Origin of the sequence: uncultured Veillonella sp. (assembly GCF_900545795.1) — a bacterium.
GTDB lineage: Bacteria > Bacillota > Negativicutes > Veillonellales > Veillonellaceae > Veillonella_A.
Genome location: NZ_URAR01000010.1, coordinates 76695 through 90521 on the forward strand (window position 1 = coordinate 76695; position 13827 = coordinate 90521).

Here is a 13827-nt window from a genome sequence, read left to right on the forward strand (position 1 = left end):
ACATGATAAAAAATTACAGTCAACTTGGGGTATATACATCCTTATTATGGCATATAAAAAAGACTGCCTATTACCTGAGTCCTAGAACTTAAGCAAACTTTGTTGATTCCTATCCTAGCTTAAATTCATTATTACAACAGTATAATATTACAGTCTTTTTTATTGTATTACCGTTGCCGTTACAACGCTTTAGGTTTTTCTAAAATCAAGGACCAAGTAATCCCTGCCTTAAGTCCACCTGGTGGCAATTTACCACGCCCATGGGCACCTGGTATATGCATATGCCGACTATGGGTACGCCTTTGCGCATAATCACTTGCCGGCAAAGAATCATTTATACCTTTGTTTCCCTTTTGCTTTACTACTTTTGCCTGATGCTCTACATAGAGTTGTGCAGGCGATTTTTCATACCCTTCTGCAGCAACTGGGGGCTCCATACTAGGGGGTTCTTGAGTTTGATTGAAGGGGTCCTGCCATGTAGACTGGTTCTGATACTCAGGTTGTCTTTCTTCTTTAGACTCAATGCGAATGCCATATTCCCGCTCCATCTCTTCCCAACTACGGGCAGGTCCTTTTTTCTTTACGCCCAGCTCTGCTTCTAAACGATCTTTCCAGGAGCGATTACTGCGCCTATCAGTATTTGATTCGTCAGATTGATATGTTTCTTGCTCATCATAAGTATTGTCATTCTCTTCATTACGGCGCTTATTTGCTTTACTATTTAATATAAAACTGGCGATAATGAATAAAATGGCATAAAGACCTAAATCCATATGAGTCCTCCTTATTTTTGAGTTGTTTCAGACTCTCCTGATAAATCAGTCATTTCATCGCCTGCAATAGTTTCACGCATTTTAGTATCAGCCATAATATTATTCATATTATAGTAATCCATAACACCCATATGTCCTTCACGAAGAGCCTGTGACAAGGCTTGTGGCACTTCAGCTTGTGCCTCCACAACCTTAGCTTGCATCTCTTGCGTATAAGCGCGCATTTCTTGCTCTTTTGCTACCGCCATAGCACGGCGTTCTTCCGCTTTAGCTTGAGCGATCTTCTTATCCGCTTCTGCTTGGTCAGTCATAAGCTGTGCCCCAATATTACGTCCTACGTCTACGTCAGCAATATCAATGGATAGAATTTCAAATGCAGACCCTGCATCAAGACCTTTATTAAGTACAGTACGAGAGATATGATCTGGATTTTCCAATACATCTGTATGCTGTTCAGAAGAACCCACCGTGGTAACAATACCTTCACCAACGCGGGCAATAATTGTAGCTTCCCCTGCACCACCAACTAAGCGATCAATATTAGCACGCACAGTTACACGAGCACGAACTTTAAGTTCAATACCATTTTGTGCCACTGCAGAAATAACTGGTGTTTCAATTACCTTTGGATTAACACTCATCTGCACCGCTTCTAATACATCACGACCAGCTAAGTCAATTGCTGCTGCACGCTCAAAAGTCAAAGGAATCGACGCTCGTTCCGCCGCAATTAAAGCATCTACTACGCGGTTTACATCTCCACCAGCTAAATAATGTGCTTCAAGCTGATTTACATTGACTGTAAGACCTGCTTTGTTGGCCTTAACCAGCGGAAGCACAATCTGCGCTGGTGCTACACGACGAAGGCGCATCCCTACAAGGGTAAAAATCCCTACATTAACACCAGCTGCTAGGGCTGATACCCATAAACCAAGTGGTACGAAATGCAAGAAAATAGAGATGAATATAACTAAACCTGCAATGATAAATATAAAGCTATAATTCATTAATTCTTCCATAAAACGCTCCTTTACTAAATCAAAATGAATAACCTAACAATTCATAAGTGAACGGCTAGGCACACCTTTGTAGTTACACAATTAGTGTTTAGGTCGTACCACAACGCGACCACCGGTAGCTTCCACTACTTTTACTGTAGTCCCGGGGTCTAAAAACTCTCCATCTGTTACAACATCGACTATTTCATCATCAATGAGCACCTTACCAGACGGGCGAAGAACGGTTTGCACAATCCCTTCCTTACCTACTAAGTCCTGCCGAGCATCATTGCCTGTATAGCCTTTTTCCTTAGTTGACTCTAAAGTAAGTGTCAATCTACGGCCAAGGCGGCTGTTAGGAAATAATTTTACACCCCAGATCGTTAATAGTAAAGCTGCAATCGCTACAACCGTTACAATCATGGCAGCCATGGCATCTGCACCTAATGCATAGTATAAAGAACCCAGCAAGGACATCATGCCAATAAGACCAAATACACCGAATCCTGGTACCATAAATTCAATACCAATAAAGATGAGGCCGCCAATAAACAAACCTACTATCATATGCAAACCCCTTTCTAATAATTGATATATATTTATTATACTGTACTCAGATGAGGAAATAATATACTGAGTTCATTTTTAATTATACCAATTTAGAATAGATTATCATTTCCCTTTTAAAATATCCCAAAATGAGCGACGTTTATAGGCAAAATTATTTTTTGTTGAAGGAAATTCATCTACTATTGGCATCGGTGGTGCCCCATAGGCACCAGTCGCCATAGGTGCTTCATCTCCATAGGTTCCAGCTGCCGCATTGGGGGCCACATTATATGCACCATTAGGTGGCATGCCATTTACTGGAGGTGCTTCATTAACCGATGGCATCTCATTCGCTGATGCCACATTAGTCGCTATCATATCTTCCATAGCTGTGCCACATACAGTACAAAACTTTGCATCATCAGCTAGTTGAGATCCACATTTCATACAAAACATATTATGTTCCTCCTTACACTAATACTTTGCGAACCAATTTACTATCATCCATTTCACGGCCCCCAATAGGTACGCCAGAAGCTGGTACAGCACGTTCTCGTCCCCAATCTCTAATGGCTTCAATCTTTTCAGGACTGGTTTTAGATAAAGGCACTACATTTTTTAAGGACGTAATAATTAAATCTTCTGTAAGTTCCAAGCCTTCATTAGCAATGAGACGATATGCAATATCTCGAATGGAAGATTCTAAATCGGCCCCTGTAAAGCCATTAGTGATGTCTACCATCTGCTTCATGAGTTCCTCGCCAACTTCTGATTTTAAATACTTACGTAAATATAGAGTTAATATTTCTTTTCGCTCCTGTTCAGTTGGCAAATCTACGAAAAATAATTCATCAAATCGACCGCGACGCAGTAATTCTGATGGGAGCATGGATACATCATTGGCAGTAGCTGCCACAAAAACTAATTTTTTACACTCTTGCATCCAAAATAAAAATTGCCCCACTAAGCGATTGGTTACTCCAGATGAATCAGAACCAGCACCAGATAATCCTTTTTCAATCTCATCAATCCAAAGCACACATGGTGCCACCTGCTCTGCTGTAGTAAAGGCAGCTTTTAATTGCTGTTCACTTTGACCTACATATTGTCCTTGAACTGTAGCAAAATCCAAGCGATATAAAGGCAATTGCCAACTAGCTGCCACAGCTTTAGCCGTCAAGGACTTACCGCAACCAGGCACCCCTACTAGCAAGATGCCACGCGGTGGTTGCAAGCCACGTCGTTTTAGCTCTTCACGCTTCTCAGCATTTTGCAATTTCTTTTTGTCATTAAGCCAATTCTTTAAGCTCTCTAAACCACCAATATCTAAGATATCCGCTGACACATCAATTTTTTCTAACCCATTGATAGTGGAGACAAGTTTATTCTTCATAAACTTAAGCTCTGTTAAATCAGCCTTAGTAATGCTCCGCTTCGCGATGAGAGAGGCAATAATATTTTGTGCCTCCATCTGGCTCACCCCTGCTAGCGTGCTAGCTGCATCCTTTATGTCATTTTCATCCCATTCAATTTGGATGTCTCTAGAGTACTGTGTCACATTATCTTTAATAATCTGATACATTTCTTCTTCATTAGGAAAATCCAGCTCCACACTCATGCCTAAGCGCTGCAATTGAGGCCAAACGGTACCAGATGTGATAACAATAATTACACCGCCATGAAGCTCTGCCAAGGATACTACATCAAAGAAATAACGCGCTAATAAGCTATCATTTTCAATGTCTGGCACTTCAGTTAACACAAAGGTTAAATTCTCACGTTGGCGAATCTGTTCACTAATAAAATCCAATGCACCCATAACAGTACGGTCTTCATTAATCGTTTTATTAGTAGTTAATTCACTCATCCCTTTGGACATGGTATGCACATAAAAAGGCAAATTTAAATCCCGTGCCACCTCTTTTAAAATATCTGTCGCCCTTGTTCGTTCTATGGTATTAAAAGCAATAAAGGGAATGCGCGCAATAGAATAACGCGTCAATGTTTCAATACATTTTATTTTATCCATACTATCTCCTAAACATTCACTTCAAGGCCTACCCATTTACCTTATTACTGCGCACTAAATGACCAAGTACGCCGCTACGGTCACTTCGGGCAGAGGACTCTAAAGACTGTTGCGTATTATCTGCTGCCTCTTGTACTGCACCTAATAACTGAGCGCGAAAGTCTTCCGGCAATGTTGGAATATTCACTAATTCCTTCAGAAAAGCAAATTCCTTCTTCAGGCCCAATAATCCTTGACTGTAGCTATATTCATCACGAGCAAACTGCATAATTCGATCAAATCTAGCTTCATTTTTCTTAAGTCGATACTCGACCAATGAAAATAGCCGTTTTATAAATCGCTCTGCCACCTCACGGCTTAATTCAATAGAGCCATACTTTAAAGGCTCTAATAATTGCAAATCACAGGGAGCATCTTGTAATTCATCAAAATAATCCATCCACTGCGCATATACTCTAAGTTGTCTCATCGTTTGCGAATCCTCCGCACAGCTACAAGTGGTGGCACCAAGTCCCATTCAGGCAAATTAGATGCAAACTCATCACTGGTCACACCTGTATCGCGAACAGCGCGTACAGGTGTTATGCCACCTTGTTTTCTACTTTTTGCGCCCTGTGCCACACCAGCTACAGGCTTAATCGATTGACTTATGTTATCTTCAACTGACTTTATGGAGTTTCCTTCTCCTATAGGCTTTATTTGACTCATATTAGTATCTCCTATTGATATTATCTCTACTATTAGAACTTGTATGCATTCTACTAAATTACTTATTAGAAATTATATGCGCCCTACCGAATGACTTGACGCACCGCATCATTGCTATTCATAATGAACTGCTTAGTGGACAAGCCATCTAAGAACTGAATCACTTCTTCGGCATGTGAATCTTCTGCTTGAAACTCTCGTTGATAGTCCACGAGCTCCGCTAAAGTACCCTGCAGATACGCTTCTAAATTCATCTGATAGTCTCGATAATGAGCACAAAGCTCTTCCCGTTTCTTATTGATACCATTTACATTACTATAAATACATATAGCTAAAATAATCGTAGCAATAAAGAAGAAGCCTGTACTAAAACCTAATATAATAGAAAGAACTGCTAAGGCAATCATAAAATAGGTGCCACCACCTACTTTTAAAGCATTATAATCAGTAGTAAAGGACGTATCAATGGCATTGCGCAGCGATTCTAATAATTCTAACTCATTGTAGCCATCTGTAGTCACGCCTGTCCAACCATCAATGGATAGTTGATATTCATAAGGCATCTGCATGCGATAGGTAGCCGTTAAATCTTCATAGCTCTCCTTAATCCACTCTTTAGACATAGCAATGGCTAATTTCTGTGTAGATGGATACAAGCTATTATCACGACGAGCCATTGCCACATTAGTTAAATGTTGGGAAAAATCTACAGGCTGCTCATATTCATTAGCCTTTTCCTCGATCTTATCTTCGATGCCTTTAATATAGCCTTTATGCTTTATAATGAGCTCATTTTTCTTAATTTCGCGACGTAATGGCAATTCTTCTTTGTCAAAATTAGTCACTAAATCAGTTAATAAATAATCTACTTGTTCTTCTACACGAGCTGCATTATTTTGTTCTTTATTTATAATCGCTTCAAAATAGGACTTAATATCTCTATGCGTGCGCGCCCACTCTAAGGAGGATTTCATATCAGGCCAATTTGTCACATATTGACTTAAGAAGCGCGTTTCCCCATCGTCAATTTGTGTTTTTCGCTCTTCTAGCGCTTCGGTCCATTGTATTTTTTGTTGCTCTGTAAAATTAGGCTGTAGCTCCAATTCTTGCATCCAACTCATAATGGTTTCTTCGCAAAGCCCTTTGAGATCAGGACCAAATAAACCACTAGAGAAGGCTTCTAGAATGATAATCATTTTGCTTTCCATATGAAGTGGATTTTGCATGCTAAAATACCGCTCCAGCCACTGCAAGCAAGACTCATAGCGACCAGCTCGTCTCGTAATCAATGCAAAGAGCAACGATGTCTTCTCATCATCGCGGCGCAAGCCCTCTTTTAAAGCTTTATCAGCTAATTCTCGGTCATCACTAATCCAAGCTGCCAAAGCAATTAAGCACGGCGCTAGCCAGTATTTAGGTGCATTTAGCATAAGTGTTTCGGTACAATGAGAAATCGTTTCTTTTCTCACTACATTAATATCCACGGCCTGTAAAATCCCCGTTGTATATCTACGCACCTCATCATAGTGACCGAATTCTTTTTCTAATTTTTGTTGTAATTTAATGATTTCAGTATGAGCTAATTGGAGCGCTTTAGCTGCCTGATCTTCTTGTACATAGGCCCAAAATGCCTCTGTTAAATCATCTAACTTCTGCTCTACTCGCGCTACATCCCCTTGCACTTCATACACATCACCATGTACATTCCTAATTTGATCTGATAAATTGCTCAAAGTCCGCTCAATAATCACTAAATTCGCTGCGGATATAATTCTCTGATCTGACATCCCCTTACTCCTTTATTCCTTAATTTATCCTTAAATTATTACTTAGTTATTCCTTGATGTTAATAACTGTCACTGTGCCATCGCTTCGCACAGGCCGCAAGGTTTCATTGTAAACTTCAATAAACTCATATTCGCTGCGCATCGCCAGTCCTCTGGCTCGCTCTAACACACCGGGCATCGGCTCACCACGTTTATAGTGATGAATAATGCCCCCCGACTGCAAATCTAAGGTATGCACTTCGTAGGGCTCCCCTAAGTAGCACTTAGCTACTAAACCAATAGGAAAAACATCTAAAGTTAACTCTGGAAATTCGTGCTGTATGGCTGCAACTACTTCCTCCACATAAGTCTGGGATATTTGTTGCTGTCCCGCATCAAGCTTCCCTAGTAAGGCCACATAAGCTTCACTGCGCTTTTGACGCAATCGTTGGCGCACATCCGCCTCTGTTAATAAACCAGTAGATTGTTTCTGTCCAGTACTATGTCGCTGAAGCTGTAATTCGTCAAATGATGAACGAGTATTCTCTTTTACTTTCTGCCCCAAACTCCCTGGGCGTTGTAATAATGGTTTTGGCATCTAATACATTCCCCCTCATCCTCACACTATTTTAGTTAGCATATAATGTTTTACTTCAATTATTTATAAAAGAATTACATCATATTGTCTTATGTTTAATTTCGTTAACACTGTATAAAAGTCCTTCATTTTACACGCGAAGTCCTTATTATACTTTTGCATTATTAAGATTCACTCTTACCATAACAAAAAACTCGGACAGCTGTGTGTCCGAGTAAAATTATATATCTATGTATTTTCTTCATCGTCTGAATGATTTGTCGTCTTTTCTAATTCCTCTGAACGCTTAATAATATCATCAAGCTTCGCTAGTGTCCTATGGGCTAACTCCGTATCATCAAACTGCTCCTCTAGAACACCATCGATTAAGTCATCAAAATACTCCTTAATAACATTCAACGCTTCGGCCTTAGTAAATTCATTGGTAACCAAAAATGTATCTACTAATTTTTTCCAAACAGCCTTTACATTTTGCCCATACACCTCTAGCGCAGGCTCCTTGTAGTCCTCACCACTGTCTTTATAATATTGACGAATACGCTGGTTTAAGCGTTCACGAATATCACCTGATAGAGGCTCCTCTACAAGCTTATCTTTTACAGATTTCTTCGCTTGAAATGCAGATTTCCCCTTTGAAAAATCATATATATCTGCCATTTCGCCCCTCCTCTAATCTATTCTAAGGTTAACGCCGCCCTACACGAATGCCTTATACCACTATCCTATACTGATACACCAGCACTCAATTTTGCAACAAACTATTATCGCCTAATACGACTACAGTATAATACCATAATTTATAAATACATTACACCGAGACATCATTACAGTATTACAAGAGGACCCGCCATAGAACTACACGCCTATCAATACTGGTACAGGTCAGTATAGTAGTATTTTCTTATCTGTATAGTAAGTTTAAACCTTTAAAAAGTCAATATGGGGAAATAAAAAAGCACTGCCTGATAACTCAGACAGTGCTAATATATGGCGGAGAGAGAGGGATTTGAACCCTCGGTACGGTATAACCGCACACATGATTTCCAATCATGCTCCTTAAGCCGCTCGGACACCTCTCCATAAGTGTACAACGTACTTTGCTATTATAACGAAGAATATTTTCTTTGTCAACAGCAATTTTTTAAACACTTGATGAAGTATGTCCACGGGGCTAAATATCTTACATTAATCCTTCTAAATTCGGCAATCCTGTAGGCGTTGGCCCCACCAATAACAAGCAAACTGCAGCCAATATAGCCATAGCGATAGCCGCATAGGAGAATCCACCTTGTTTGCTGTATTCATAAGCACCAAAAGCACGTGTGCCTAAAGCGGCCCCTACTGCTGCAATAAGAGATGGCATGGCGAAAATATTATGAAGTGAATACATTGCCACCGCACCAAATAAAGCAGCAATAACAGCAATTAAGGGGAATAATGTATCCATAGCGGATCGTGGCGTGCGACCTAAGCCTTTTAAATAAGTCGTAAACTCTAAGCCAAAAGCCCCTAAAAAGAAAGACGCAAAACACCAAAGTTGCATCCATGCACTGCGCCATGCATTGCGATAAGCCCCAGCATACCAAGCAACTTCTGTAATAGCAAGGATAAGGAAACCAACAACGCCATAATAGTATTCACTTGGAATCCATGGTAATATCATAACACCTAAGACAGTCCAAACAGTAGCTATAACAGTCAAAAGAAAGACCTTGTTAAAGGAAGGCCGTTCTCGTTCATCAATCTTGCTATACACAACTGCACCGAGTTCTAAAATAAAGCAGAGAATAAAAAATACCACAGAAACAGGCGGTGCAATAAAAGCTAAAATTAAAGAAACAACTAAAGGCAAGGCCAATCGCCATCCCTTAAAGAAGGATAAGTTTTTCATATCGAGACGCATATCCTGTGTTTCTAAAGTAAAATTATTGTACACTACAAAAGTAAGCATAAACGCCACTGTTTCAATAGGCGTGGCGCCCCAATAAAGCAAAGTAGGTACGAGTAAAAAAGACATGGCTACACCAGTAAAACGCGATACAATAGAGACCACGAAACCAGCGCCTAAATAAGGCAAGGTAGCAAGTAAAATATCAAGAATTTCCATATAAGGCTCCATTCCCCATATAAAGCGAAATAACCTCCCTCCGCTACATATGGAATAAAATTTATGTACTCATTAATTATAAACGAGTTGAGACCATTCAGTCTACCGATGAACGAAATTACTACGCCACCTAGGTGAAAAACTCTAACTATTCTTTACTCGCTATGCCTCAGCCTATGTCTTAAGATTTCTGCTTATTCTTCCATTTAGCTAGCCTGGAGCGCACTGCTGTATACGAACAGCCTAAACTTGAAGCAATTTGTAAAGGGCTTTACCCTTGATTATAGCGATTATAAACTTCAAAAGCATTAATACTTAAATTATGCCCTCTTAATTTTATGCCACGCTCTTTTAAACGTTCCCCAATTGTCCCGGCCTTTACGTGATAAATAGCTTCTAACTCGGTAGTCGATAATCTATGCACCTCATATAAATATGCTAATTCCTCTACATTTACAGCAATCCGTTTATTGCTGTAGCGAATAGGCACTTTTAAACGTCGAAGCGTGGCCAATACAATCCATCGGCTCAAATGCAAAATGCGGCCAATATAACTAGCACTGTGCCCTTCTTCATACATAGTTACAATTTTCTGCTCTACCACTTGAGCCAGTGGCACTAAAGAGGGAGATTTAACTGGCTTTAATACGCCCAGCTTACGCAAGCGATTGGCCAGTGTCGTATGAGAGCAATTGAATCGCTTCGCCAGCTGTTTCACCCCCATGCCACGTTCATAGAGATTCACAACCTCCTTTAAGGGCAAGTCTAATCGTCGGCTGCGGATAGGAATGGCATATTCATGCAATCGTCGAATCACGGTATCTTGGCTACAATTTAACTTTTTTGCAATTTGCCACGAGGAAAGTTTTTCCTCTATATATAATTGCATAAGTAGTTGCTGTGGAATTACGATACGTTGTGATTGTCTTGCCTTCATGATTGGCCTCCCTGTAATAAAATAAGTCTAGCTAAATCATTACCCCCATTATAGTAAGTCTATGTACCGTATACAACCTGCTCCATCGTATCAATAGTGCGTATTTCTTCCCCTATAATCAGTGCGGACTATTAAGATGATATATGAACGCTAATTTCAACTATACGGCTGTGTATTTTGCTTATATCGAAAATTTACGGTATACTATAGAAGTATTATTTATAATTACAACTACAAACTATAATAGATTAAGTACAAGGAGTTACTAATGGACAATTATTATATTATGTCAATGGTTGCGGCTCTTCCAGCAGTCATTGTGGCTATGTCAGTACACGAGTATGCTCATGCGCAAGTAGCGAGTTGGCTCGGTGATGATACACCAGAACGGCTAGGGCGCTTAACCATGAACCCATTTGCTCATGTAAGTTGGCTTGGCTTTCTCATGATTTTATTATTACAATTTGGCTGGGCTAAACCAGTTATTATAAATCCGGCCAATTTTAAAAACAAAAAACTAGGTGATGTCTTAGTCTCTATTGCTGGCCCTATTGCCAATCTCATCGTCGCCTTTATAGCGGCCATATCTTTAGTGCTAGCTTATTACTACAATATGGAATTATCTGATGGCCTTGTTCGCGTCCTTAGATCCATGCTCATTTTAAACATTAACTTTGCCGTATTTAACTTATTGCCTATTCCGCCGCTTGATGGCGCTCATATTGTATCAGCCTTTTTATCACCTAGCTTGCAGATGAAATATTGGCAATGACAACGTTTTAGTTTTATCATTCTCATTATTCTAATTTACTCCCCATTACTCCGCATGATTCTAATCCCAGCGAGTAATTTCATCATGAAAACCTTTAGTGGCTTAGCGGGACTTATTCTCTACGTACTATAAGTAATCTATAGTCTAACATTCTTTTTGCAAAGGAGATTTTATGATTAAAGTTATGTTTGTATGTCATGGCAATATTTGTCGCTCCACTATGGCCGAGTTTTATTTTAAACATCTTGTAAAAGAAGCTGGCCTAACTGAGCAATTTGAAATTACCTCTACTGCCACTAGCCGCGAAGAGATTGGCAATGATACCCATCCAGGTACTAAGCGAAAGCTTAAAGAAATGAATATCCCCTTCGGACCGCGCCGCGCTCGCCAAATCACAGCGACCGACTATAAGCATTTCGACTATATCATCATTATGGATGAAAATAATCGCCGCAATCTAGAGCGTCTTCTCGGACCTGATACGGACCATAAAGTATATAAAATGCTCAGTTTCATCAATGAAACTCGAGATGTAAAAGATCCTTGGTATACAGGTAATTTTGAAGAAACCTACGATGATGTGAGCCAAGGTTGCCAGGCCCTATTAAAAGAAATCCGCAAAGAACATTCAATTTAATATAAAAAAACACGCTACCAACAGTAGCGTGTTTTTTTCTTAGCCTATAAAGCCATATCAGCATATTCTGCTTTCTTTTTAAATTCTCGCTTAGCAAATGGGCAAAGTGCCAAGTCATCTGATTTCTTTCACCTTCATAAACCATACAAGTCATATGTAGACCTCACATTGCTACATTAACTAATGCCCCAAAGCAATCCTTAATTAATAGGCCACCTGCTCCTTAATAAATGTTCCATTTCTTAATTCGTGAAAGGCTTCTTGTACTTCCGCCTCTGTATTCATAACAATAGGTCCTGCCCAAGCTGTTGGTTCTTGAAGCGCCATAGATTGAATATATAAAACTTGCACCGGCCCTTCATTTACCTTAATCGCAACCGATGTACCTTTAGTTAATTTAACGGCCGTTTTCTCCTCAACTAGCTGCCCTTCAACATACACTTCTCCAAGCAAAGTAAAGAGCATAACCGATGCATCTTCAGCCATAGTAAATGTAACGCTTGCGCCCGTCTCCATATGTACATCATAATAGTTTAACGGTAGATGCTCACCTTTAAAACCTTCATGAGTCACTCCATTCGCATCCACATATTGCCCCGCCAACAAACGGAGCATGCCACCATCAAATTTTATTTCTTCAATCTGCTCCCGTTTAATACTATGATAACTAGGTTTAGACATTTTATCTTTCTTCGGCAAGTTTAACCATAATTGTACTCCTAGTAAACGTTCAGCTGCCGGTACTAATTCCTCATGTAAAATCCCTGAGCCTGAATTCATCCATTGCACTTCACCATCGCCAATAGCTTCTTCATTACCTAAACTATCACGATGCACCATATTACCACGAGATACATAGCTAATAGTTTCAATACCGCGATGAGGATGCATAGGAAATCCCGCCGTATACTCATCAGGATTCACACTATCAAAAGAGTCGAGCATTAAAATTGGATCATACTCTTCAATGGTACTATTCCCAAGTACACGGACCAAATTAACACCAGCTCCATCAATAGTTCTAAAGCCTTTTATGGTAGTTTTAATTGTTCTCTTCATCAACTTGACCTCCTAATCTCTTGAGCAAAGCTACTAATTCTGTCTTCTCTGCTACTGTTAATATATCAAAATAGTTGCGAATCATTTCATTATTTTCTGGCACAATCTGGCTAATAATGGCCCTGCCAGACGCTGTTAACTGTAAAATAGATACACGTCTATCTGCCGCATCAGTTAAACGCTCAATATAGCCCATTTTCTCCAAATTATTTATAATCACTGAAATAGTACCAACGCTGCTTAAAATGGCTCGCCGCACCTCACCTACAGTCAAATTCCCCTTGCTATACAAAGCTTCTAGTACCATAAACTGACTAAATGTAAGCTTGTATTTTGCTGCAATATCAGCTGTATTCTTATCTAAAGCACTTACACTGCGATGCAAGCGAATTAGAATATTTTTATCTAAATGACTCATGTAAGCCCTCCTTTTATCTCTAATTAGATATATATGTAAAATAATTAAGTTAGACTCTATATCTAACAAACTACTTCTAAGGATATATGTGCAACCAGCTACTTCTAAGGATATATATCCAGCCAACTACTACCAAGAGTTTATATCTAATTAGATGCATCTAGCTAGATATAGTTTAACCTATAATTATAAATTTGTAAAGTAACAGAAAAAATCCCTCCACCATCCAATCGCTCAATAGAGCCACTGAATCTCAGAGGGATTAATAGTCAATTAAACACAGCTTGTACTAATACCATATAAAACAATGTACTAGACAATATGGACACTAAGAAATTACGCTTATACAAATGAATCCCTACTAATAAAAGTAAGGCTAGTAATTCTGGTAGGCCATATGGATACGCAACTACCATCGTTCCTTTTAAAGCATATACTACGAGTAAGCCCATAACAGCCCCCGGTAGCTCTTTACC

At 39.5% G+C, this 13827-nt stretch carries 17 protein-coding genes and 1 tRNA gene; 2 read left to right on the top strand and 16 right to left on the bottom strand.

What is annotated here, in order from left to right; genetic code table 11:
* Nucleotides 1-179: 179 nt before the first annotated feature.
* The 13 genes from QZR90_RS06165 to QZR90_RS06225 form a co-directional block, all read right to left on the bottom strand.
* Nucleotides 180-773, bottom strand: a complete 594-nt coding sequence (locus QZR90_RS06165; RefSeq protein WP_295789900.1) for a hypothetical protein — start codon at nt 771-773, stop codon at nt 180-182.
* 11 nt (nt 774-784) lie between these two features.
* The gene (floA, locus tag QZR90_RS06170; RefSeq protein ID WP_295789903.1) at nt 785-1792 is read right to left on the bottom strand and encodes a flotillin-like protein FloA; all 1008 of its coding nucleotides are present in this window, start codon (nt 1790-1792) and stop codon (nt 785-787) included.
* Between the two features lie 81 nt (nt 1793-1873).
* The gene (locus tag QZR90_RS06175; RefSeq protein ID WP_295789905.1) at nt 1874-2338 is read right to left on the bottom strand and encodes an NfeD family protein; all 465 of its coding nucleotides are present in this window, start codon (nt 2336-2338) and stop codon (nt 1874-1876) included.
* 105 nt (nt 2339-2443) lie between these two features.
* Nucleotides 2444-2776: a zinc ribbon domain-containing protein gene (locus QZR90_RS06180; protein WP_295789907.1), complete on the bottom strand. Its 333-nt coding sequence runs from the start codon at nt 2774-2776 to the stop codon at nt 2444-2446.
* A gap of 13 nt (nt 2777-2789) precedes the next feature.
* Entirely contained in the window at nt 2790-4349 is a 1560-nt protein-coding gene (locus tag QZR90_RS06185; RefSeq protein ID WP_295789908.1) for an AAA family ATPase, read from the bottom strand.
* Between the two features lie 28 nt (nt 4350-4377).
* The gene (locus QZR90_RS06190) at nt 4378-4818 is read right to left on the bottom strand and encodes a hypothetical protein (RefSeq protein WP_295789910.1); all 441 of its coding nucleotides are present in this window, start codon (nt 4816-4818) and stop codon (nt 4378-4380) included.
* Nucleotides 4815-5057 carry a hypothetical protein gene (locus QZR90_RS06195; RefSeq protein WP_295789912.1) on the bottom strand — a complete coding sequence of 81 codons (243 nt, stop codon included), beginning with the start codon at nt 5055-5057 and terminating at the stop codon, nt 4815-4817. The genes QZR90_RS06190 and QZR90_RS06195 overlap by 4 nt, the downstream gene beginning before the upstream one ends.
* Nucleotides 5058-5140: 83 nt before the next feature.
* Nucleotides 5141-6844 carry a hypothetical protein gene (locus QZR90_RS06200; RefSeq protein ID WP_295789914.1) on the bottom strand — a complete coding sequence of 568 codons (1704 nt, stop codon included), beginning with the start codon at nt 6842-6844 and terminating at the stop codon, nt 5141-5143.
* A gap of 46 nt (nt 6845-6890) precedes the next feature.
* Nucleotides 6891-7421 carry a hypothetical protein gene (locus QZR90_RS06205; RefSeq protein ID WP_295789917.1) on the bottom strand — a complete coding sequence of 177 codons (531 nt, stop codon included), beginning with the start codon at nt 7419-7421 and terminating at the stop codon, nt 6891-6893.
* Nucleotides 7422-7649: 228 nt separating this feature from the next.
* Nucleotides 7650-8078: a hypothetical protein gene (locus QZR90_RS06210; RefSeq protein WP_295789918.1), complete on the bottom strand. Its 429-nt coding sequence runs from the start codon at nt 8076-8078 to the stop codon at nt 7650-7652.
* A gap of 331 nt (nt 8079-8409) precedes the next feature.
* Nucleotides 8410-8500: transfer RNA gene (locus QZR90_RS06215), tRNA-Ser, on the bottom strand.
* 101 nt (nt 8501-8601) lie between these two features.
* On the bottom strand, nt 8602-9528 hold the full coding sequence (locus QZR90_RS06220) for a hypothetical protein (RefSeq protein ID WP_295789920.1): 927 nt from the start codon (nt 9526-9528) through the stop codon (nt 8602-8604).
* Between the two features lie 271 nt (nt 9529-9799).
* Entirely contained in the window at nt 9800-10465 is a 666-nt protein-coding gene (locus QZR90_RS06225) for a helix-turn-helix domain-containing protein (protein WP_295789921.1), read from the bottom strand.
* Nucleotides 10466-10733: 268 nt separating this feature from the next.
* On the opposite strand from QZR90_RS06225, the gene QZR90_RS06230 reads away from it, so the two are divergent.
* Both QZR90_RS06230 and QZR90_RS06235 read left to right on the top strand, forming a co-directional pair.
* Nucleotides 10734-11237 carry a site-2 protease family protein gene (locus QZR90_RS06230; protein ID WP_295789923.1) on the top strand — a complete coding sequence of 168 codons (504 nt, stop codon included), beginning with the start codon at nt 10734-10736 and terminating at the stop codon, nt 11235-11237.
* A 172-nt stretch (nt 11238-11409) separates the two neighbouring features.
* Entirely contained in the window at nt 11410-11874 is a 465-nt protein-coding gene (locus QZR90_RS06235) for a low molecular weight protein-tyrosine-phosphatase (protein WP_295789926.1), read from the top strand.
* Between the two features lie 204 nt (nt 11875-12078).
* Here the strand turns inward: QZR90_RS06235 and QZR90_RS06240 are convergent, their stop codons facing one another.
* The 3 genes from QZR90_RS06240 to QZR90_RS06250 form a co-directional block, all read right to left on the bottom strand.
* The gene (locus QZR90_RS06240) at nt 12079-12933 is read right to left on the bottom strand and encodes a pirin family protein (protein WP_295789928.1); all 855 of its coding nucleotides are present in this window, start codon (nt 12931-12933) and stop codon (nt 12079-12081) included.
* Nucleotides 12917-13351 (bottom strand): MarR family winged helix-turn-helix transcriptional regulator, encoded by a 435-nt coding sequence (locus QZR90_RS06245; protein WP_295789930.1) that lies wholly within the window; start codon nt 13349-13351, stop codon nt 12917-12919. The genes QZR90_RS06240 and QZR90_RS06245 overlap by 17 nt, the downstream gene beginning before the upstream one ends.
* A gap of 269 nt (nt 13352-13620) precedes the next feature.
* On the bottom strand, nt 13621-13827 hold a 207-nt coding region (locus QZR90_RS06250; protein WP_295789932.1), incomplete at its 5' end, for an AzlD domain-containing protein.

What these genes read in the sequence shown, in the direction of transcription:
- QZR90_RS06165 (WP_295789900.1), bottom strand. Translation starts at nt 773, where the DNA reads ATGGATTTAGGTCTTTATGCCATTTTATTCATTATCGCCAGTTTTATA.
- QZR90_RS06195 (WP_295789912.1), bottom strand. Translation starts at nt 5,057, where the DNA reads ATGAGTCAAATAAAGCCTATAGGAGAAGGAAACTCCATAAAGTCAGTT.
- floA (WP_295789903.1), bottom strand. Translation starts at nt 1,792, where the DNA reads ATGGAAGAATTAATGAATTATAGCTTTATATTTATCATTGCAGGTTTA.
- QZR90_RS06240 (WP_295789928.1), bottom strand. Translation starts at nt 12,933, where the DNA reads ATGAAGAGAACAATTAAAACTACCATAAAAGGCTTTAGAACTATTGAT.
- QZR90_RS06220 (WP_295789920.1), bottom strand. Translation starts at nt 9,528, where the DNA reads ATGGAAATTCTTGATATTTTACTTGCTACCTTGCCTTATTTAGGCGCT.
- QZR90_RS06185 (WP_295789908.1), bottom strand. Translation starts at nt 4,349, where the DNA reads ATGGATAAAATAAAATGTATTGAAACATTGACGCGTTATTCTATTGCG.
- QZR90_RS06230 (WP_295789923.1), top strand. Translation starts at nt 10,734, where the DNA reads ATGGACAATTATTATATTATGTCAATGGTTGCGGCTCTTCCAGCAGTC.
- QZR90_RS06210 (WP_295789918.1), bottom strand. Translation starts at nt 8,078, where the DNA reads ATGGCAGATATATATGATTTTTCAAAGGGGAAATCTGCATTTCAAGCG.
- QZR90_RS06200 (WP_295789914.1), bottom strand. Translation starts at nt 6,844, where the DNA reads ATGTCAGATCAGAGAATTATATCCGCAGCGAATTTAGTGATTATTGAG.
- QZR90_RS06245 (WP_295789930.1), bottom strand. Translation starts at nt 13,351, where the DNA reads ATGAGTCATTTAGATAAAAATATTCTAATTCGCTTGCATCGCAGTGTA.
- QZR90_RS06190 (WP_295789910.1), bottom strand. Translation starts at nt 4,818, where the DNA reads ATGAGACAACTTAGAGTATATGCGCAGTGGATGGATTATTTTGATGAA.
- QZR90_RS06225 (WP_295789921.1), bottom strand. Translation starts at nt 10,465, where the DNA reads ATGAAGGCAAGACAATCACAACGTATCGTAATTCCACAGCAACTACTT.
- QZR90_RS06205 (WP_295789917.1), bottom strand. Translation starts at nt 7,421, where the DNA reads ATGCCAAAACCATTATTACAACGCCCAGGGAGTTTGGGGCAGAAAGTA.
- QZR90_RS06175 (WP_295789905.1), bottom strand. Translation starts at nt 2,338, where the DNA reads ATGATAGTAGGTTTGTTTATTGGCGGCCTCATCTTTATTGGTATTGAA.
- QZR90_RS06235 (WP_295789926.1), top strand. Translation starts at nt 11,410, where the DNA reads ATGATTAAAGTTATGTTTGTATGTCATGGCAATATTTGTCGCTCCACT.
- QZR90_RS06180 (WP_295789907.1), bottom strand. Translation starts at nt 2,776, where the DNA reads ATGTTTTGTATGAAATGTGGATCTCAACTAGCTGATGATGCAAAGTTT.